The 22,257-nt window shown below is 36.4% G+C and carries 17 protein-coding genes and 1 pseudogene; 2 read left to right on the plus strand and 16 right to left on the minus strand.

What is annotated here, in order from left to right; genetic code table 11:
- Positions 1-12 precede the first annotated feature (12 nt).
- From J2Z82_RS06145 to J2Z82_RS06195, 11 genes and pseudogenes are all read right to left on the minus strand, one after another.
- The gene (locus J2Z82_RS06145) at positions 13-1,575 is read right to left on the minus strand and encodes an ABC transporter substrate-binding protein (protein ID WP_209479912.1); all 1,563 of its coding nucleotides are present in this window, start codon (positions 1,573-1,575) and stop codon (positions 13-15) included.
- Positions 1,568-2,587 carry a dipeptidase gene (locus J2Z82_RS06150; protein WP_209479913.1) on the minus strand — a complete coding sequence of 340 codons (1,020 nt, stop codon included), beginning with the start codon at positions 2,585-2,587 and terminating at the stop codon, positions 1,568-1,570. Before J2Z82_RS06150 ends, J2Z82_RS06145 begins: the two co-directional genes overlap by 8 nt.
- 624 nt (positions 2,588-3,211) lie before the next feature.
- A pseudogene (locus J2Z82_RS06155) lies at positions 3,212-3,518 on the minus strand (transposase); the annotation flags it as partial.
- A gap of 157 nt (positions 3,519-3,675) precedes the next feature.
- The gene (gene nhaC / locus J2Z82_RS06160; protein ID WP_209479914.1) at positions 3,676-5,115 is read right to left on the minus strand and encodes a Na+/H+ antiporter NhaC; all 1,440 of its coding nucleotides are present in this window, start codon (positions 5,113-5,115) and stop codon (positions 3,676-3,678) included.
- A gap of 20 nt (positions 5,116-5,135) precedes the next feature.
- On the minus strand, positions 5,136-6,293 hold the full coding sequence (gene iadA / locus J2Z82_RS06165; RefSeq protein WP_209479915.1) for a beta-aspartyl-peptidase: 1,158 nt from the start codon (positions 6,291-6,293) through the stop codon (positions 5,136-5,138).
- 313 nt (positions 6,294-6,606) lie between these two features.
- Positions 6,607-8,643, minus strand: a complete 2,037-nt coding sequence (locus J2Z82_RS06170) for a sigma-54 interaction domain-containing protein (RefSeq protein ID WP_209479916.1) — start codon at positions 8,641-8,643, stop codon at positions 6,607-6,609.
- A 208-nt stretch (positions 8,644-8,851) separates the two neighbouring features.
- Positions 8,852-9,685: a carbohydrate ABC transporter permease gene (locus tag J2Z82_RS06175; protein ID WP_209479917.1), complete on the minus strand. Its 834-nt coding sequence runs from the start codon at positions 9,683-9,685 to the stop codon at positions 8,852-8,854.
- A gap of 1 nt (position 9,686) precedes the next feature.
- Positions 9,687-10,619 (minus strand): carbohydrate ABC transporter permease, encoded by a 933-nt coding sequence (locus J2Z82_RS06180; protein ID WP_209479918.1) that lies wholly within the window; start codon positions 10,617-10,619, stop codon positions 9,687-9,689.
- Between the two features lie 59 nt (positions 10,620-10,678).
- Positions 10,679-12,034 (minus strand): ABC transporter substrate-binding protein, encoded by a 1,356-nt coding sequence (locus J2Z82_RS06185; protein WP_245251140.1) that lies wholly within the window; start codon positions 12,032-12,034, stop codon positions 10,679-10,681.
- Positions 12,035-12,091: 57 nt separating this feature from the next.
- The gene (locus J2Z82_RS06190; RefSeq protein WP_342453603.1) at positions 12,092-13,261 is read right to left on the minus strand and encodes a trans-sulfuration enzyme family protein; all 1,170 of its coding nucleotides are present in this window, start codon (positions 13,259-13,261) and stop codon (positions 12,092-12,094) included.
- Positions 13,262-13,264: 3 nt separating this feature from the next.
- The gene (locus J2Z82_RS06195; RefSeq protein WP_209479919.1) at positions 13,265-13,963 is read right to left on the minus strand and encodes a FadR/GntR family transcriptional regulator; all 699 of its coding nucleotides are present in this window, start codon (positions 13,961-13,963) and stop codon (positions 13,265-13,267) included.
- A 610-nt stretch (positions 13,964-14,573) separates the two neighbouring features.
- Between J2Z82_RS06195 and J2Z82_RS19540 the strand changes: the two genes are divergently transcribed.
- Positions 14,574-14,708 carry a hypothetical protein gene (locus J2Z82_RS19540; RefSeq protein ID WP_280922972.1) on the plus strand — a complete coding sequence of 45 codons (135 nt, stop codon included), beginning with the start codon at positions 14,574-14,576 and terminating at the stop codon, positions 14,706-14,708.
- A 56-nt stretch (positions 14,709-14,764) separates the two neighbouring features.
- Here the strand turns inward: J2Z82_RS19540 and J2Z82_RS06200 are convergent, their stop codons facing one another.
- The 4 genes from J2Z82_RS06200 to J2Z82_RS06215 are packed head-to-tail and all read right to left on the minus strand — an operon-like array spanning position 14,765 to position 19,162.
- Entirely contained in the window at positions 14,765-15,574 is an 810-nt protein-coding gene (locus J2Z82_RS06200) for a carbohydrate ABC transporter permease (protein ID WP_092491636.1), read from the minus strand.
- 18 nt (positions 15,575-15,592) lie between these two features.
- The gene (locus J2Z82_RS06205) at positions 15,593-16,576 is read right to left on the minus strand and encodes a carbohydrate ABC transporter permease (protein WP_092502576.1); all 984 of its coding nucleotides are present in this window, start codon (positions 16,574-16,576) and stop codon (positions 15,593-15,595) included.
- Between the two features lie 60 nt (positions 16,577-16,636).
- Positions 16,637-17,941, minus strand: coding sequence for an extracellular solute-binding protein (locus tag J2Z82_RS06210; RefSeq protein ID WP_245251143.1), 1,305 nt, complete (start codon positions 17,939-17,941; stop codon positions 16,637-16,639).
- 48 nt (positions 17,942-17,989) lie between these two features.
- On the minus strand, positions 17,990-19,162 hold the full coding sequence (locus J2Z82_RS06215; RefSeq protein WP_209479920.1) for an ROK family transcriptional regulator: 1,173 nt from the start codon (positions 19,160-19,162) through the stop codon (positions 17,990-17,992).
- Between the two features lie 274 nt (positions 19,163-19,436).
- Here J2Z82_RS06215 and argH point away from each other — a divergent pair, with 274 nt between their 5' ends.
- The gene (argH, locus tag J2Z82_RS06220) at positions 19,437-20,837 is read left to right on the plus strand and encodes an argininosuccinate lyase (protein WP_209479921.1); all 1,401 of its coding nucleotides are present in this window, start codon (positions 19,437-19,439) and stop codon (positions 20,835-20,837) included.
- Positions 20,838-20,946: 109 nt separating this feature from the next.
- Here the strand turns inward: argH and J2Z82_RS06225 are convergent, their stop codons facing one another.
- A complete protein-coding gene (locus J2Z82_RS06225) occupies positions 20,947-22,230 on the minus strand; it encodes a family 4 glycosyl hydrolase (RefSeq protein WP_209479922.1) in 1,284 nt (427 codons plus the stop codon).
- Positions 22,231-22,257: the final 27 nt, after the last annotated feature.

A 22,257-nucleotide genomic window follows, 5' to 3' on the forward strand; every position in this document is an offset into this window, starting at 1 on the left:
TCTTAGGCAGGATTATTTTGACATATCAGCAAGATTGTAAATGCCTTCAAGCATTGGGTTAAAAACGTATCCTTGTACATCTTCTCTCATTGGGATCATAGAATCCTTTTGCGCCAGGTAAACATATGCAGCATCCTCGACAATGATTTCCTGAGCCTCTTTATAAAGAGCAATCCGCTCCTCTTGATCACTAATGCTTGCTGCCTCTCTAATTAATTTATCTACTTCAGGATTCTCATAAAAAGAACGATTGCCGGCAAGTCCCCAGTTATCCGAGTCAAACCAATAATTCATGAACATGTAGGGATCAGCATAGTCAGGACTCCAAACACCTAAACTAAGGTCAAATTCTCCAACATCAAGCTGTTCACGCATGGTAGCATAAGCTACTTTGGTAAGCTCCACGTTTATCCCTATCTCGCCAAGATTATTCTGTAATAGTAATGCAAGTTCTTCCCACTGAGAATTATTATCTGAGTAAAGCAGGTCGAGAGTAACATCATCACTTACTCCAGACTCCTCCAGAAGTTCTTTAGCTTTGTTCAAATCACGGCTGTACATGAAGGCATCAGGGTTATGTCCCCAAAGACCCTCAGGTACTGGACCTCTAAACTGTGTACCGTAGCCAGCCATTATCTCATCAATGAAAGATTGATAGTCTACGGCATAACTTATTGCTTGTCGAAACATTTTATTTTTCAAGACTTCGTTACCCTTTCCGATATTCATGTATACATATTCCACGGCTAATGAAGGGGACTGTAACACTTTAACACCATCTACTGACTCAACTTCAGAAAATTGATCAACTGGCAATCCTTCTAAAATATCAATCTCACCTTTTTCTAATCTCATTCGCGCACCCGATGTATCCGATGAAATCTGGAAGTATACTGTCTTTAATTCTGGATCCAGTGGATGGTTAGGATTTAGAGCGAGTTTATAATATTGGCTCTTTTGATATTCCTCCAACATATATGGACCGCTTCCCATTGTATTTGAAGCCAGATAGTTTTGCCCGTAATCTGCGTCTTCTTCATGATCCATTACTTTTGGGTTTATAATGGAACCATAGTTTGCTGCAAGCGTCGATATAAACGGCGGGAACTCATTTTCTAACTGAAATTCCACTGTATAGGGGTCAACAACGCGCGTTTCATTTATAATGTTGTATAAACTAGATGGACCTTTTTCAATAGCTAACGTTCTATCAAATGAAAACTTTACAGCTTCGGCATCTACTTCCGAACCATCAGCAAATTTATGTCCTTCCTCTAAGAAAAAAGTGTAGGTTTTTCCGTCATCAGATATTTCCCAATCTTTAGCCAAACTTGGTTTGACGGTTGTCTTTTCGCCATCATATTGCACAAGTCGTTCATATGCATTATAGGTGATTTTCCATGCTGAATTATCCATGGAGACACCCGGGTCAAGTGTACCAGCATCTTCTACAATTGAGACATTTAATGTATTTGAATCTGAAGATTTACCGTCATCCTCAGTGCCTGCAGTAGAATTACATGCTACTAAAACAAACAACAACGACATTATCATAATTAGTAAACGTTTATTCATAAATATTTCCCCCTAACTTTTTAGAAAAATGAATTTTACACAAAAATTGATAGAAATTAGTAAAAGCTACTTGTTCTACTTCTTCAGTGGAAAAACCTCTCTTTACCATTTCATTTAAAAGATCAGGTATTTTAGTAGCATTCTCTAGACCTTCCGTCGTCATATTAGGCGTAGCGCCAGCTAATTTATAGGGCTCAAGATAGTCTACAAAGTCAAATCCAAATCCTACATGTTCAATGCCTACCAAATCTGCTATGTAGCTGATATGATCAATAACTTTGGATAAAGTAGGATCCTCTTTGTGAACAAAAGCACTACACGCATTTACACCAATAAGCCCTCCAGTAGCGGCAATCGCTTCGATTTGTTGGTCTGTTAAATTTCTTTCAGAATCACAAATCTTTCTTACATTGCTGTGAGAAGCTAAAATAGGCATATTGCTAGCATTAATAACTCCCCAGAATGTTTCTTCATCTAAATGGGAAACGTCAATTATCCAATTATTTTTTTCATGTTGCTTTATTGTGTATTTTCCAAGTGTGGTAAGTCCTGTGTGGTTATTATTTCCGGAAGCTGATGCTAAGAAGTTGGAGTCGTACCAAGCAAGAATTGAATGCCTGATTGATTTTTGATTTAACTCATGAAATGCTTCATCAATCATATTTTCATCAATGTTTCCACCCCATTCTTCTAAGAATGCAAGGCCTTCGATTCCTAGAAAAACGAAAAACTGATCATCGCGGACTGTTTCAAGTAATCTTTTTGGTGAAGTAATAATTTTAATCCTTTCAGATTCCTTTATATCATCTAAAGCAAATCTTACAAGTTCTTGAAATCTAGCTTTCTTATTGTCTTTAAACAAAGGCTCAACCCAAAAAGCACCAATAATACCAGATACACCAGCCTTTTTTAAATAGGGCAAGTGCCGTCTTTCCAATACGTTTCTCTCTCCTTTTTCCCTTCGAAATGCGATATCGGTAAAAATATCGGAATGAAGATCGATTACATTCACTATTTCACCCCCTTAATTAAATTATTAATTTTTTTATTTATATTTAATAAATATTAACACAACTAAAACTAGCCTTCAATATATTTTTTGAATAATATAACGAATCAAAATAATTTAACAATTAAGTATTCAAGGAGGTTATTTGCACTATTAAAATTAATAAAATCGCTAACACACCTTAATCACCTCCCAAGTGCAAATTATTCACTTGAGGCGCTTCTCGTTTCTATCATCTCTATCATTATGCCGGTACAGTGAGGTCAATGTAATTTGACTTCCCCACCTTTACTGGTCCACACTAAATTCACTGATAATATACTAGGGGACTTTATCAGCTCCTTTACTACCTATGCACCGAATTATGACTATCTCTATTTCCTCATTTTCCCAAATGGTCCCTTTTAAAATAGGTTTCTACGAAAAAGAGTACAGATTCTCCAAAATCTGCACTCTTTTCAATAATTGGTAAAAAGGGCATTTGAAAAAGGCTTTTTTAGAGGATAGTACCCCTGCTATCCTCTTTAATTTAACCGCTATCCCGGTGAATTTAGCTTGTATTTCCATACTTCTTAGACCGTACCCCCTTGGCACGAACAAACCCGTAAAATTGCTTCATTTCCCCATTCTAAATTTCGTCAATAGGCTTGGATGAGGTAAGCTATCTTCTGGATTAATGCCTAGGAAATACATATAGGTAAGATTTAATGAAGCATCCTCAACAACTCATTCGTCTGACAAATTATAACAATTTAATCATAAGTTCAGGCTCTTTTGCCGGTCTCCCGTAATACTTGCAGTAAAAGTCTTCAAGAAGTTCATTAATAAAACTAAAATCAACTTCATCTCTTATTAACTTAAGCATGTGATTTTCGGGAATTTTATTGTATAATACTGAGTAGATGCTTAATTGTGCATCATCATTATTGAGCATAGAAAAAACCTCCGTTGTGTGTTTGGTAGTAGTTTTTGGTTAACTCTATTATGCCAAATACCGGAGGTTTTTTCTGTGTTTATATCAATTTTATTCCTTATTTTCCAATTTTCAGGATGTGTTTTTCAGTGGTCTCAACCTGTCCCCGATTGTCCCCTTAACCAATTTGTTCAGAACTTTCTTCTTCTGTGTCATCTTCAATCGTTTCAATTCCAATGCCTGTATAGCCTAGAAGTATAGCAAACATAAATCCTACGTAACATAGAATCGCCCATGGTGCATAACTTAGAGTTGGCACGCCAAGGGTTCCAGCCATAAACACACCGGCAGATGACCATGGTATAAGTGGTACGACAACAGTACCAGAGTCTTCTAAGGTTCGAGACAGGTTTTTCGCATGTAGCCTTTTATTTTTAAACGTATCCTTGTATATTTCACCTGGAACAATAATTGATAAATAAGAGTTACCTGTTACTAAAGCCATTGTTATACATGAAAGAACCGTTGACAGGATAAGGTCCCCGGTAGTCTTAACAATTTTTAGTAGCGCATTAATTATAACTTCTAAAATCCCTGCTTTTGTGATGATTCCTGCAAATATAAACGCACTAAATGCAATCAAAATTACACCTGTCATCGATTGCATGCCACCTTGATTAACCAGCCTGGTTACTTCAGGGATTACACCATCAGGGTTAAAACCTGCATTATTAACCATGGACACATTGAAGCCAGTAACTGTGGAAGCAAATATATCTACTGGTGAAATCCCCTGAATAAACTTGGCTAAAAAACCTGCAACTACAGACGAGAAAATAATTGTCGGAAGTGTTGGTTTTTTTCTGATTGAACCATAAAGGACTATAATTGGCGGCAGTAACAATAATAGACTCCAGTCAAACATTTCCGTTAATGTTTGTAACATAACTCCCATTTCTTCAGGAGTTGATACAGAATCAGCTGAAAGATTAAAACCAACAATTGTATATACAATGACACTAATTACGGCTGCAGGTACAGTTGTATAAAGCATATGTTTAATGTGTTCATATAATTCGCTCCCTGCAGCGATAGGAGCTAAGTTCGTTGTATCAGATAATGGTGAAAGTTTGTCACCAAAGTAAGCTCCCGCAACTATTGCACCTGCTGTAGCGGGTAAGGATGCACCTAATCCTGTCGCAATACCGATTAAAGCCACCCCAACTGTCCCAGCGGAACCCCAAGATGTTCCCGTTACAATCGAGATTACAGCCGATACTACAAATGCTATAAGCACAATAAATGCTGGATTAATGATTTCCAAACCATAATAAATCATCATAGGGATCGTACCTGATACCATCCAGGTTCCGATTAAAACACCAATCGATATAAGAATTAATATGGCAGGCATTGCAGCATCAATTTTTTCACGTATGCCAACCATCATTTCATCCCAATTAACGCCTACACGAAGAGCGATAAATCCCGCAAAAATAGACGATAGAATAAGTAACGGCTCAGGACTAAACCCATAAACCCCGTAACCAATTGCAAGAAGTAAAAGCATAACAACAATAGGTAAAAAAGCTTCAAGTAAAGTTGGTTGTCTTTTCATAGTTTTCCTCCTTAATTATATTAATTCCTATCTTCAAAAGTCCCTTTAACAATGACATTCTTGTCCTTAATCATGTGCCCGCCTTTCGCAAATACATGTTTAATATCCAAAGTTTCTTTTTCTAAAATTAAAATATCAGCATCAAACTTTTCAATTAATAATCCTTTATCACGCAATCGGAGTGCACTCGCAGTATTACGTGTAACTAAAGACACAATCTCTGAAACCGGTAATCTTTTTTCTTTGATAGCAGAAACAACCTGGTTGAATAAAGTTTGCGGACTAGCAACACCGTAGCCTACTAACTGTCCTTCATTATTAAATTTAGGCAAACTACCATTTCCGTCCGATGAAATTGTTAGCTGTTCCATGTTTCCGCCATTTTCTTTAAAGTATCTAATCCATTCTCCAGTTTCATGATCAGCAGTAATATCAACAAAAGCACCTTTATTTGATAAGGCTATTGCGTCATCCAACAGCTCCCTACTTCTTGTGATATGCGTAGCGTAAATGTTAGATGGCGGAATCTCATAATCTTCCAGAATACGATGCAAAAATGATAAACGTTCTTGTCCAACCCCGACATGGAAATGTGTGACACCAGCCTTGTTACTCAGCAGGCCACCTATCCTTGCTTCAGCGGTCAGTTTGGCTATTTCATGAGGAGAAGGCTGTGCCGACCTGGAATCTGAAATAGCTATTTCACCCGCTCCAATCACTTTATCAATCAAAATTACGTCATCTTTTACTGACGATGTAATAGTGGGAGTTGGGACATGATAATTCCCCGTATAGATATAAGTCGTAATCCCTTCTTCTTCCAGTCCCCTTGCCTTTGCCAAAAGTGAGGTCATGTGACGAGTTGTTCCATCTGTCCCAATACAACCTACAACTGTAGTAATTCCTGATTTCGTAATTTCACTAAGTTGTATTTCAGGAGTTCTTGTCGCAAAACCTCCTTCGCCACCTCCACCCATTAAATGGACATGAGGGTCAATTAATCCAGGTAAAACAACCGATCCGGCAGCATCGATAACTTGAACATCTAAACCAAGATCCAGTAATTTCTCTTCATTTATTTCACCAATATTAATTATCTTTTCTCCAACAATTAGAATTGACTGTATTCCAATGTAATCTGGTGTATAAAGTTCTCCATTTTTAATAAGCGTAATCATAGTATGTCTCCCTCACTTGGTGTTTTTTTACTATTCTAAAAATTATTTGTATAACTATCCCCCTTCCAAAAAATCTTTCTACTACTCAATAGCAAATTTCGTGCCAATTCAATTAAACCTGTCATTTAGTTATTAGAAAACTTGGCATTCGCCAAGCCTTTGGGCGAATTGCCTTAGTTTCACTTATGCAGTAAGAAAGTAGTTATACTTTCTTATCTGCCAAGAATTTTTGCACATAATTTTATAGGTTGTCTTTTAGGTTGTTTTCTAACCTAAAAAAGCTGTAATTCCTTTAAGGAATTACAGCTTCCACCTAAATTCGTTCTAGAACCTTGATTCCTAGCTCGGTAATTTTTGTTCCTTGTTTCTTTGTACCCGAAGAAACACATCCACATTTTCTTAAAGCATCTATTTTAACACGGAGCTTCCCCTCTGAAATCGGGACATCTAAAATGGAAATTATCGTTCGCCTGCCAATTCCTGAATTTTGATTTTTATACATTAACAGACTGTACAATATTTTTTTAAAGAGGATTAAATCTCCCTGTTCCTCCAGGTAATTTATAGCATAATTAATTTTAGTATCGTCGGAAGCTTTTGGTTTCATGCTTAATGGGAGATGCTCTACCCCAGCAAGTACACCATCTGCCACGACAGTTAGATAATTTATTAAGCCTTCCAATTCACGAATATTACCAGGCCAATTATAATTAGTTATCGTTTCTATCATTTCTGTTGTTAAACTTATCTTTATATTTCTTTCATTAAAAAAATGGTTAATCAGTATTTCAATATCCTGCTGCCGTTCCCTTAAAGGAGGAATGTTTAATGGAAGTTGATTCAGACGATAGAACAAATCCTCCCTAAATTCACCCTGGGTTATCATTTGATGAACATCTTTATTTGTCGCAGCAATAATTCTTACATTAATTGGTATTACTTTACTTCCACCTACACGCATTACTTCTCTTTCCTGAATGACACGCAGTATAGCCGCCTGTATATTGGGAGGTGCATCACCAATTTCATCTAAAAAAATAGTTCCATTTTGCGCCAATTCAAACAAACCGGCTTTCCCACCCCGTCTTGCCCCAGTAAAGGCTCCTTCTTCATACCCGAACAGTTCACTCTCAGCCAGGGATTGTGTAATCCCTGCAAAGTTGACTGCAACAAAAGGACCTTTCTTCCTGGAAGAATAATCATGTATCGCCTGGGCAAATACCTCTTTACCTGTCCCACTTTCTCCTGAAATAAGGATAGTATATTCACTTCTCGCAATTTTTTTGGAAAGATTCTTTGTTTGTTCAATTACATCACTTGTACCTACAATATCGTCAAATGAATATTTTGTAGTCAAACCTGATTCAGTCTTTTTCTTTCTAATTTCCTGTTCCATACGCTGTACATGTGATACATCTTGAAACGTAATAACTGCACCAGAAAATTCTCCATCTAAAAAGTTAGGAGTCTTTGTTATAAGAATATGTAGTCCTTGCACCTGGATAATCTCTCTTGGAATTTCCCTTCTTTTTTCCATAACATCCTTAATGTTTAGATCCCTAATTACTTCTGAATAATGCTGACCAATAACTTCCTTGCCTTTTAGTCCTAGAATGTTGCTGGCATCTTCATTAAAAACAGTAATAGTTCCATTAGCGTTAACCCAAATAATACCTTCATGAACGGCATCCAAAACGGTTTCTAAATGGGCATTTAAAAATTTCTCATTCTGAATGGAAGAAGCTAATTCCCTCCCGATTCGGACAAAGTTTCGAAAATAATCCATCGTATAAAGATGTGGTTTATCAATTGATAACTCGAGGGTTCTAGCAATTTCAAAGATAGTTGATAAATCCAGATTCCGATCACCTAAATCAATAACCTTTTTCACCTTAGGGGGCACCAACTCTGTTAAACCATGGGTTATAGCTACATCAAAGCCCTCAATTTCCGGAAGCGGGTTCATATCAGGAGAGTACGCAGTTAAAGCTAATTGATCAAATCCAAGTCTTTTTAATAATTCAACAGAATCTTTTGCAATATGTGTTTCATTACTAACGAGAAGGCACTTGGTATCTGCCGGTATATCCAGTAACTGTTCTAGCTTATTAAAATCAATCGATCGATTTGCCGTTATCAGAGGGACATTCTTTATTCCAGTCCCAAGATATTCTGTATATATCTCATAAGAACCGGAAGAAAGCACCAAATCTACTTCATTCATATCGACTGGCGGAAAATGATTACTTGCCAATTGAATACCTTGGCCAAATATTTCCTTAAGCTTATTTTTAAATGCATGATAGACCCCAACCTCTTTTGTCAGGATGAAAATAACCGGTCTGTTCATTTTAATCGCTCCAATATACCAAAAAATATATGAATAATACTGAGCGTAATATTAACATAGAATGAGAAATAAATCCTCAACAATAGAATAGCTGTCAACCAAAGTATGTGCTTTGATTGACAGCTAATTTGTAACATAAACCCCTTTATTTCAATAAAAGAAGACCACCAAATATCGCTCTGCGTATAATCTTCCATTCCACAATCCCCTATCCTTTTATAGACCCTTGGGTCATTCCTTCCACTATGTACTTTTGCCCTACAGCGAATAGAATTAGCGTTGGGATAACGGAAATTACGGTTGCAGCCGACATAGCACCCCAGTCGATATCGAATTTGGTGATAAATGAATTCATGGCTACTGGAATAGTTTTTGCCTCTTCCTTGTCGATAAACATAATGGCCAAGAATAGTTCGTTCCAGCACTGTACGAATGCAAAGATAAATGTTGCTGCAATACCAGGGAGCATCACAGGAAAAATAACTTTAAATAATGCACCAATTCGACTGCACCCATCTATCATAGCTGCTTCTTCCAGGCTTGGTGGAATTCGCTCAAAAAAGCTTTTCATAATCACGGTACAAAATGGGATCATCATAACTGTGTAAATAAGAAATAATGATGGTAAACGATTTAACAGCTCTAGATTGGACATTAACAAATATAGCGGGGCAAGCGCTATGAATATCGGAATCATCTGCGTAATAAAGAATGCAAATATTACTTGATTCTTACCCATAAAACGGAATCTGGCCAGAACGTACCCGCCCAGCATTGCTATAACTAGCGAAAGTAAACCAGCTGTTGTTGCAACGATTAGACTGTTAAAAATATAAACACCAAAGTTGGAAATCTCAAAAATATTAACATAGTTTTCAAAAGTGATTGTTTCTGGCCAATATTTTAGCGGAAATGTAAACATATCTTCTCTTGGTTTAAGAGAAGTAATCAATATCCAATATAAAGGAAAAATCGAAAAAACAAGAAATCCTCCTAAAAATATTACCTTAGCAAGCAGTGGCCAATTAACAAGTTTTCTCATTTTAAAAATCACCTGCTTTATTAAACTTTGTTGCCATTAAGTAGAAGATAGAAAATACCATTAAAAGTAGAATTATTATTATCCCTATGGCAGCTGCCTGACCATAATCTTGTCCATAAATTATTTTCTCCAGCATAAAAGTAGAAAGGATATGCGTGGAACCAGCTGGTCCTCCGTTTGTCATAGCGTAAATCAAATCAGGGAAGTTCAAAATCCAAATCACACGAAGTAAGGCGGTCACTATAATAGTTGGCAGGATGAATGGTATGGTAATTTTTAATAACTCTTGCAATTTATTTGCTCCATCTATTTTTGCAGCTTCATATAACTCTTCTGGAACTGACTGTAAAGCTGCCAAAATCATAATTGCAAAGAAAGTAATGCCATACCATATATTCGCAATAATAACTGAAACCATTGCCCAATTTGGTTCAGATAAAAATGGTATTTGAGTATCTATTATATTCATCCTTATAAGCAGATCATTAATTACGCCACTTTGCCCGTTGTACATCCACCGCCAAATAATACCAATTAAAAACCCGGACATCGCCCAAGGGAAAAACACAAGTGCTTGATAGACTCCTCGACCTTTAAATCGTTTCTTAAGTAAAAGTGCCACAAAAAATCCAATCGATAATTGAAATATAAGAGAAAAGAATATCCAATAAAAACTATTAACGGAAGCGCGTACAAATCCTGGATTAGAGATTACTTCTTTAAAATTTTGTAATCCTATAAATTCAATATTCGTTAGGTCAAACAAGGAGTAACTTTGAAAAGCCATAACCGCTCCCTTAACTAGCGGATAATAGATAAATATGGATACAAGCAGAATCGCTGGCAGTAAACTTAAAAAAATATAGAGTCCATGTTTATGAATTTTAAATGCTGGCAAGATAGAAATTCCCTTTGGTTGAGGTTGTGGTTTCAAACAGTTCGCCTCCTTTTTTCAAAAAGGGTAGTAATAAAATATTACTACCCGCTTTTCTTTTATTGCTGTTCCTTTTGTTCGTTCCAGTAATCCGTCCACTTTTGTAACGTATCCTCAACTGTTACATCACCTAATAATAGAGACTGGATATCCTGTTCAGCGATACCTCTATACTCACCCCAGCCCTCGTAATCCACTGGCCGATCAGCAATTAAGTATTCATCTAATTTCGCATTCATCTCAATGTAAGAGCTAAAATAACCTTCTTTAAAAAATGGGTCGTCACCAGCACTTTTGTGAACAGGAATTAATGAGTTGTTCTTAGCAAAGTGCAAGTTTTGTTCTGGACTAGACAGGAATGAGATTAACTTCCATGCTTCTTCCTTATGTTCCGAAAAAGCACCTATTCCCCATCCTGCTGTTCCTGCCGTTTGCTGCGCTACTCCAGACGGAACCCCTTTAGGCAATGGTGCAGTATCCCATGTGCCTTCCTCCATATTCTCCTCTGCCGTTACAATAACTTCTGGGTCTTGAATGAGCATAGCTGTCATACCAGAAGTGAATCCTTGAACCATTTCTGGATAACTCCAGCTAATGGAATCCGGTGGCGAAGCATCTTCATAACTTTTCACAAACATTTCAAGTGCATCCTTTGCCTCGTCTGTTGCAAACATCGGTTCACCATCTTTGGTGAAGTAGCCATCATCCTGTACAATTTCATTCCCGACATAAGACCATGTCATAAATTCAACATAATCGGATGACCCTGCTCCTCCTCTGAAGCTATATCCATATCGGTTTTGCGAAGGATCGGTTAATTCCACAGCTGCATTATATAGATCCTCCCATGTTTCAGGAACTTCTAAACCAGCTTCTTCAAACCAATCTTTTCGATAGAATAAGGTTTTCTCATAGATACCATACGGAATAAAGTAGGGCGTTTCATTGACTGCAGTAGCTCCATGTTTGGCGATATCGTTTAATGAATCCCAATTTTCCCAGCTGCTTGTATAAGTAGCTAAGTCTTCTATAAAGCTATTATTGGAAAATTGTTTAACCGTCTGGTCCCGCACTTCCAATACATCGATATCTTCTTTGGCCATAAGCATTTGAGCTATTTTTTCATCAGCGCTTTGCAATGGTGGTGAAATCAATTCAACTTTTATATTCGGATTCTCTTCTTCAAAAGTAGCAATCATACTATTAAGTAATTCTGTTCGAGCAGGGCTTGTTAAACTCTCCACCATTCTCAATGTAACAGTCTCATCAGTACTATCTTCGGTATCGTCTGTTGTTGAACCTTCCGAACCTTCCGTTGAATCTTCCGTATTACTCTCATCACTGCACCCTGCGACAATAACAATAAACAACATCATCGAAAAAAACAGCAGCAACCCTTTTCTAAATCCATTCATCAGTAATTTTCCTCCCCTTTTTTTAACTCTAAAATTATATAAAAAGAACATTCCTTCTTATATCAATAAGGCTTGATCAAGATCATCCATTAAGTCTTCCTCATTTTCCAGTCCTGCTGAGATTCGAATTAGGCCAGGATCGATGTTGTTTTTCTTGAGGTATTCATCATTTCGACCATTATTTGGAGATAATACAAGACTTTCAAATCCTCCCCAAGAGACGCCGATTTTGAAATGTTCCAGTGCATTAATCGTTTTTTTAACATGTTCAAATGAATTAGAGTAAAGTTCAAAACTCAGTAAACCAGAATAACCTTGCAGCATTCGCTTTCCCAATTCAAAATCTGATGCTGTTTCAAGACCAGGGTGATTCACTTTTTTTACGGAAGGGTGTTTATCTAGAAAACTAGCTATTTTTAATCCAGTTTCCTGATGTGCTTTCATTCTAAGTGGAAGAGTCCTCAATCCACGCATTAGCAGCCAGGCTTCATATGGTGGCATAACGCCGCCAAGCAGCTGATATTCGTTATAAAAAATTCGCTCCATCACATCCTCACTTGTTATAAGTGCTCCTCCAACAAGATCACTATGACCACCAAGGTATTTGGAAGCGGAGTGTACTACTACATCTACTCCTAATTCAATTGGATTTTGAAATATTGGAGTGGCCCATGAATTATCAATAATCGTATGAAGTCCTTTTTGCTTTGCAAGAGCTGTTACTTCTGGGAGATTAATAATCTGAAAGGTCATGGTTGTGGGACTTTCCATATAAATCAATTTTGTAGTTGGTTTGGCATGTTTTTCAATAGTTTCTATTTTTTTTGAAGTTATATTTGTATGCGTTATGCCGAACTTTTCAAGATACTTAAAAAGCTTTGTAGTTGGACCATATATGTTACTAATGCTTATGACATGTTCTCCGGTTTTCACAAAAGATAAAATAGCTGCAGAAATAGCGGCCATCCCGGAAGAAAACAGCTTGCACTGTTCACCATTTTCAAGCGAAGCAATCTTTTGTTCAGCTATCTCAACAGTTGGATTCCTGCCACGCCAATATAAATAATGATTGTGTTCAGATTCCATAGCTTCATTAAATTCCTCAAACGTCTCGAATATAAAAAGTGAATTTTCATAAATAGGAGGAACAACAGCCCCGTGAAACTTCTTATAATCATCACCTACATGTGCAACGATGTGTTCTTTAGACAGTTTATTATGAACCACGATCTATTCACTCCTATCTGCACCATCGACTTTTCGAATATTTTCTTCTACCGAGTCAATAATTTTATTAAATTCAATTAATGCTCTCTCTTTATCCCGTTGCTTAATAGCTTCCAGCATCGTTTGGTGAAAAGGCAGTGAATCATCAAATATATCTTCAATTCCAAAAGGCTGGTTCCAAAACTTATTAAAGGTGTCATGAACAGACTCAACAATGCTTTCTAAAACAGGATTTTTGGAGGCTTTATATATAGCTTTATGGAAAGCCCAGTCTACTTTGGACGAATCTTTATGAAGGTCTTTCAATCTAACTTGTTCATTTAAATACATTTCCATTTCATTTATATCCACTTCATCAGCGCGGAACACAGCAAGTTCGACAGCCTTTCCTTCAAGCGCTCGACGAAGTTCACTAGTATGTAGTAAGAAGTTTTTTTCATTTTCAACTTCAATTTTTGCTTCTATTCTTAATACATCCCCATCTTTAACAAATATTCCTTTTCCATTAATAACTTCAACAATATTTAGCCCTTCAAGAAACCGTAATGCTTCCCTGACGGTAGACTTACTAACCTGAAATACTTCTGTAAGTTCCGCGACACTCGGCAGTTTATCACCAGTTTTATAGTTTTTTTGATTGATATATTTTTTCACTTCATCAACAATAATTTCATGCGAAGAAACCCGTTTAACACTTTTCATAAATTGCTCCTTTATTGGTTATTAGGTTTTACACCCAACCTATCCACCTATCAGTTAGGTAAATTATATTCTGGTTTCATGAAATTATTACAAAAAAAAGCGCCTTCACTTTAAGAAGGACGCTTACGCTTATTTTCTGTAATACTTACTATACGATTATGAAGGATCGGGAGGTAAATGGGTTATCGGGTTGTATTTACAAAGCAGGGACGGAGGGTCAGGTTCATCCTCCCGCTTCGTATGACCTAATCAAGAAATACATCATTTTTAACGTCAACCGAATACCATATGGAAAAAGTGTCATCAAAATACTGATGACACTTTTTCTAACGAACCATTATAATAACTCCTCATCCATCAAAAAGAGAAGAAGCAACTAATGAACTGCCTTCTAGAATATTATAATGTTGATGTCGATATTTAAATTCAACTGCTTATAAGAAAGAACATTAATGAATTAATCTAATGCTTATAACTGATAAGAAAATTCCTTTCTTGATCAACATACTATTTACAAGTTCGCTTTAGGAGATTGCTGCCATATTATGACAATTACAAAAGTAAAAAGTGTTAAAAAGAAAGGCATGAATAAATCAGAGAGAGTATAATTATGATTGGAAAGACTTTGGAATTAGGGGAGAATGTGACTGAAATATATGGATTGTTTCTTTCATGCGGGGTTTCTGAAGACTTAGTACTGGGACAAAAAGCCGTCCCAACGTTCCCATTTAGACGATTGATTTAAAAATGCACCTCCCAAGCTAGGAGATGCACCCTTTTTTAATAGCATGTTTCTCTTCATTACTTCATACCAGTTAAAACAATACCTTTAATTATATGACGCTGCAGTAGGATAAAAACCAGAATTAATGGAATAACAGAAATAGTAGCTCCAGTCATTATCAAATGCCATTGGGATTCAGCCTCCCCAGATGAAAAGTACGATAACCCTACAGGCAAGGTTCGAAGACTTGAGGATTCTGTTACAATCAATGGCCATAGAAACGCGTTCCAGTTACTAAGAAAAGAAAAAATACCTAAAGCAGATATTGCTGGCCACACTTGCGGAACAGCTATCTTAAAGAAAATTGAAAACTCATTCATGCCGTCAATTCGTGCAGCGTTCAATAGATCTTCTGGAATCTGTTCCATAAATTGTTTCATCAAAAATACTCCGAAACCAGTCATTAGACCCGGAAACAGTATCCCCCAATAAGTATTGGTCCAGCCTAGTTCCGAACTCATCATGTACCATGGAATAATTAGCATTTCTACTGGTACCATCAAAGTACTAAGTATCACTATAAATAAAAATTTCCTTCCAAAAAAAGTAAACTTTGCTATGATATAGCCAACAAGTGTATCGAAAAATATAACACTCACTGTCGTAATAACTGCGATAATAACACTATTTAAAAACCACCTGATAAACATACTTTCTTGTAAAACCTCAATATAATTAGCTAAAGTTGCACTTTCTGGAATAATATTCAGATTAAATATATCCATTGGTGCTTTTAAAGAAGTAGATAACATCCAGATAAATGGAAAAAGCATAACAACTGCGCCTATTATTAGGGCTATATAAGGTAATAACTTTCCTGGTTTCATCCTCACACCTCCTATATATTAATAATCAAATTTCTTGGTTAGTACTTTCATTTGGAAAATAGTCAAGCCCAAAATAAATAGGAACAATATTACAGTTGCTGCAGAAGCCATTCCCATATCATATTGTTGGAACGCCTGTTGATAGATATAAACAACAACTGAAATTGTAGAATCTAGCGGTCCACCACTACCATCTGAACTCATATTAATTACCTGGGTGAAGGAAACCTGGATAAACGTAATCATTCCAATAATGGCTGAAAATACGATAGTTGGGTTAAGTAGTGGAACTGTAACATTCCAAAATTTTTGCCATGGGCTAGCTCCATCAATATCAGCTGCTTCATATAACATTTGTGGAATGTTTCCCAATCCAGCTAAAAATAAAACCATTTGGAATCCGATTGATTGCCAAATCATAGCTGCTGCTATAACATAAAGTGCTTGATCTGGAGAACCTAAAAAAGGTTGTGGCGGTAAACCTATATTTATCAATACATCATTAATAAAACCGTTACCCATAAAAAGCCATTGAAAAACCCAACTTATGGCAACAATACTGGTCACATATGGAATAAAATAAATGACTCTAAATAAGCCCTTAAACCGATTGATCTTGTGCAGTAATAGCGCAACGGTTATACCGAATAGCAATTGACCTGCAACGCCTATTACAATATAAATAAAAGTATTTAAAAGGGATTTAAGGAAAACTTCATCCTGAAACAGCGCTACAAAATTATCAAGTCCTACAAAGGGGCGCTCCCCAGTTGCAAGGAGGTTCCACTCCCTAAAACCCATATTAAATGTAAATAAGGTTGGCATAACTCGTATGCCTAAATAGAAGATTAATGGGAGCAATAGACTGATAAATATAAAGAAATACTTTTGATATTTATGGGTCTTTCTGAGTTTATAAAAGAAAGGTGCTTTTTGTTTAACTTTTTCCTTTTTTTTATCATATTCTCTATCATAGTCTTGAGAAGATTTTAATTGTTCCATTATGTACCCCCTTATTGTGAAGAAAGGGGAAGGGAAATACCCTTCCCCCATCAAAACCTTCTATTTATCACTCCAATATTCATCATAAAGTTCCTGTGTAGAATCAACCATTTCATTGAATGCTTCCTCTGGATCTGCTTCTTCCAATAAAACTTTATTAGCGGCATCGATCACAATATCACGTTCCTTAGTTTCATCTATAAAGAAATGAGCATTTGCAAAAGGTAAAGATTCAATAAATGGACCATATATTTCGTGATTTACATATTTATCCTGCATCGCAACTGCTTCTTTAGCAGGAAGTTCTCCTGTAGCGTCCAACCACTTTTCCATTACACCCTCACTTGTTAAGAACTTAATAAATTTAGAGGCTGCTTCCAATTTTTCGCCCTCCACGTCTGAAGTAATACCATTAGTCCAGAAAGAAGCATTAGTGGATTTTTCATCCTTTGCAGGGAGTGGCGCAACTGCATAATTCAAATCGGGAGCATCACTCTGCAATGTTCCTATTCGAAACGACCCATCTATGTTCATAGCAGCTTTTTCTGACATAAAAGCTGTCACATCATCTGTATAAAAACCTTGCTCTGAGGTTCCAAGTTCTCCAGGGAAACTTAACCAATATTTAAATGCTTCAAGCCCTGCAGATCCTTCCCCCCAAACTACTTCTTTTCGATCGTCACTTAAAACTTTACCGCCAGCTTGATACGTCAAGCCATCTCTTAGCCAATGATGCCCCTGTTGTGAAGGTTCCCAAGCTAATCCAGACTGCTCAATTCGCCCGTTGTCTTCCGCTTTCGTTAATTTAACAGCATAATCCTGTAGTTCATCCCATGTTTCGGGTGGAGCATTGGGATCAAGACCAGCTTCTTCAAAAAGATCTTTATTATAGAATAATGCTAGTGTTCGAACTGCTGTTGGTATTGTCCAGTATTCACCATCCAGTTTTGTGGCTTCCACTAATGGGAAAAACTCATTTTCAATTTCTTCATGTGAAAAAGTATCTTGAGGCAGCGGCTGTAAATAACCAGAATCTACATAAGACGGAACCCATCCATAAAATAAATTAATTACATCTGGCCCATTTCCTGCTGGCACTTGGGCAGCTACCTGTTCATTATACTGATCATAAGGAAAAGTTGTTTGCTCAACAGTAATTCCCGGATTTTCTTCCTCAAACTCCTTAATTAACTCATCCATTAAGTTAACCTTTGAATCGAAAGCATACTGCCAGTATTCTAATGTAATATCACCATCAGACCCTTCTGACCCTTCTGCTTCGTTTCCCCCGTCTTCATCCGAGCATGCAGACAATATAAACAACACCATTATCCCCAGCAATATCAATTGCCATTTCTTAATCATTTAAAAACCCCCTACTCATAAATTATAAAACCAAGATTCATTAAGTAATCAATCTTTCAAAATTGACTCGTGTTCTTTTAATAACAAATAACCTGCACCTAACAATGACACATCCTTAACAGAAGTTATTTCGAGCTCTGTTTGTATTGGTATATGCTTTTCGATTGTTGCAGACAAATATGGTAAGAATTGATTCATAGACTTTGAGATTCCGCCCCCCAATACAATCCGTTCTGGGTTTATAATGGAAATCACATTTACTAAGGCAAAGGCAAGATGCGATAGGGTTTCATTAATCACCTCCAAGGCAATTTCATCTTCGTCCATGGCCATCTGGAAGACCTTTTTTGCTGACCAAACTTCATTTACACCATTTTTGCCCACTAAATTACTAAGCATTCTCCGCGAAATAGAAGGACCTCCTACATGGTTATCTAAAAATCCATAGCCCGTAAAAGTATGTTCATATTTTTTCTCTGCAGAATCTTTATCAGTAACCATATACCCTATTTCACCTGCTGAATATGATGATCCGCGATAAAGTTGACCATTGATAATCACACCACAACCAATACCGGTTCCTAATGTAATGACAAGAAAATTATTATTTTCCGTACCCATTCCTTTCCATAATTCACCTAAAGCAGCAACGTTCACGTCATTGTCGAGATAAACTGGGAATGGCAATAGATACTCCATTTGCGATTTCAAAGGGACGTTTTTCCATCCAATACTAGGAGCATCGATTACTACACCTTTATTCACATCAGTTATTCCAGGTACTCCGATGCCCGCACCGAAAATTTGATTATTATCAAGGTTACTATCTTGAACAAGTTTTTTTATCATATCAGCAATTACTGGGATAAGTTGACTACCTACAAATGGTTGAGTTTCAAAAGATAGCTGATTTATAACTGTCCCTCCAAGGTTCATGACAGCCATTTTCACAGAGGTCCCCCCAATATCTACTCCAACAAGATAGTATGCATCCTGATTAAAGTAAATATTGAAAGGTTTTCTTCCACCAGAGGAGCTTCCTCTAATACTTTCTTCTTCACTGACCCAACCTTCTACTAACAATTTATCAACAACAGTAGACACAGTTGGCTTACTAATTGATAGTGCCTTAGAAATGTCAGAACGTGAAACTCCTGGATTTCTTTGAATATAACGAATAATTATTCTTTTGTTTAAGTCTTTTATGTTATTAGATCTCACCATGATGCCTCGAGTATATATGGTTTTTCCCTCCCTTCAAAAAAGCTCACTTTCCAATAAGTTAGTAAGGTTTACTTATTAATTAAATACACAATACTAAAATATTTCAGAAAAGTCAACGCTTTCATTTGGTAATTTTACTAACTTGTCCATTTTTCTGAATTATCAATGCTTTACAATGAAAGCGCTTTTGTATAGACTAATAATAACATTGAAATAAGTAAGTAAGGTTTACTAACTATATTTTTTATAATATTTTGGAGGTCGAATTGGGATGAAAGAATTAAAGAATGAATTTGAAGCTGCCGATGGTATTGAATTTCCAGGAGAAGTTTATGTGGAGGAATTATTAAAACCCATATTCAATGACCAAAAAGAGTACTTATTTGAAGCGATGTTTAAAATAAACAAAGCACATACAACTATGCTGACAGAACAAGGGATTCTTTCCAAGGAAGAATGTAATAAGGTTTTTGAAGGATTAAATCTAGTAGAAAGCTTAAATCGAAGTGATTTGTTGTATACTGAAGAGTTTGAGGATTTGTTTTTTCTGGTAGAGTCCAAGATTGGGGATCACATTGGGGATGAATTGGCTGGTAAAATGCATATTGCAAAAAGTAGAAATGATATGGGAGAAGCAATGTATCGTATTGTGTTACGAAACTATATAGAGCAAACTATTGACAATGCTGAGAAATTAAATCAAGTAATTCTCTATCAAGCAGAACAACACATAGAATCTATTATGCCTGCCCATACTCATACCCAGCCGGCACAACCAACGACATTCGGACACTATCTAGTCGCAATATATGATAATTTGTCAAGAGACATCGAAAGATTAAAACAGGCACATAAGACAGTAAACCAGTCTCCTATGGGCGCTGCTGCCATTACTACAACGGGATTTCCTATAAATAGAGAGCGAATGGTCGAATTGCTTGAGTTTGATGGGTTAATTGAAAATTCCTATGATGCAATTGGTACAGGGGATTATTTAATAGAAGCAGCACAAGAATTAATAAGCCTTATGACAAATATGGGTAGATGGATTCAAGAGTTTTTACGAATGTCATCAAAAGAGGTTGGATTGTTACAAGTATCAGATGCATATGTTCAGATTAGCAGCATTATGCCACAGAAAAGAAATCCTGTTTCTATAGAGCATTCTCGTGCAATTGCCAGCAGTGCTGCAGCAGAGGGAATGGCAGTACTTCATATGATTCATAATACACCATACGGAGATATAAATGATACGGAAGATGATTTGCAGCCTCATTTGTATGGTGGATATCAAAAGGCTAATAGAGTAATAAAATTAATGCGAGCTGTCATTCTTACATTAAATTTCAATAAAGATCGTGCTCATCAGCAAGCAAAGGAAAATATGATTACGATTACTGAACTTGCCGATGTACTCGCCCGGGACTACGGTGTGCCGTTTAGAAAAGCACATAAAAAGGCAAGCATTATAGCAAAACGTGCTAACGAAGAGAATAAGGAACTTTATCAAATACCATTATCTACAGTGAATGAATGGTTAGGTAATGTTCAATTAGAAAGTAATGATTGGGAATCCATTATCGACCCTAAACAATTTGTAGAACGAAGAAAGGTAACAGGGGGAACAAACCCTAAGGTAGTATTAGATATGATTCAACGGAGGAAAAGGTAAAAATTTATTCTTGAGCAGTCGGTGTCCCCCTAAAACCAGTTTTAATACGGGGGGATTACAACTGCAACTTTCTTAATTTAGACCAATCATAGTTTTCCTCCATTACTTTTCAGTAGAATTGATTCAAATAAAGTTTGTTGATTTCCATTAACTCATCATAAATTTTCATTGCAGCATTTGCACTTGGAACATTTGGATCGGTAAGTAAGGCTTGCATAACCAAATTTCTGTCACCATTAACTCCTGCATCTACTACAAGATGCTGAACATCAATTTGTGTTTTACATAAAGCAGCAATCCCCCTCGGAAGCTTACCAAGTGCAAGTCCATTTATCCCGTTACCACTGATTAAAGAAGGCACTTCAACAATTGCATCATTTGGAAGATTAGTTATATAGCCTTCGTTTGGGATATTTACAGATTCAACCATTTCATTCGTATTATTTGTTATTCCATTTATTATAGTAAACGCTTTTTCTCCAGAGGGCTTAATTAATTCACTGTCAATAGTTACCTCATCATTAATAATGTCGTTTAAAGTTTTAACTACATTTTGACGCCTTTTTTCATATTTATTGAAATCATAGCCTGCTTTACTAATCATTTCATGCGCATAAGGAAAGAATTCACCTAAATGAATGTCACCAGACGTTGGAAAAAGCCCATAATTACGGAAAATAAACCTCGATAATTTTTCATATTCTGTAGTATAAATTGCCTCTTTTTCTATTAAGAGCGGATACAAATCTTTTCCATTGCGTTTATCTCTAATATCAACCATCCAAGTAAAATGGTTTATTCCCCAAGCTTTCACATCAATATATTCTCTATCAATATTAGTTAATGTTGAGACAATACCAATTCCTGCGTTAATTTGATGACAGAGACCCACTACCTTAACATTCGTATATTTTTTAATTGCCGTGCATAAACGACTTTCAGGATTTGTAAAGTTAATTAGTAATGCATCAGGACAATACTTTTCTATATCCTTACAAATATCAAGAATAATTGGAAGGTTTCTCATGGTATGAAAAACTGCACCCGGTCCAACATTTTCACCTAATACATGGGGAATTCCATGCTTTTGTGGAATAGAAAAATCTTTCTTCCACATTTTTACTCGATCAACAGCTATAGATACAATTACAAAATCTGCTCCTGTTAAGGCATCAAGTCTATCGGTGGTCGATGATATCTTGTATCCAGCATCAAAGTAATCATTAAACCGAACTGCGACTAATTCCATTCTTTCAACAGCTTCTTTGTCAATATCTACTAATACCAGTTCACTTCCCCATAAATCTTTTGTAGAAAAGGCATCTTTCAACATACTTAGTCCAAAAATGGCACTACCTGCACCAACAATAACTATTTTCGGTTTATTTATCATAAAAGACCTCCTTTAAATAGCTTACTC

Origin of the sequence: Virgibacillus litoralis (assembly GCF_017873675.1) — a bacterium.
GTDB classification, from domain to species: domain Bacteria; phylum Bacillota; class Bacilli; order Bacillales; family Amphibacillaceae; genus Lentibacillus; species Lentibacillus litoralis.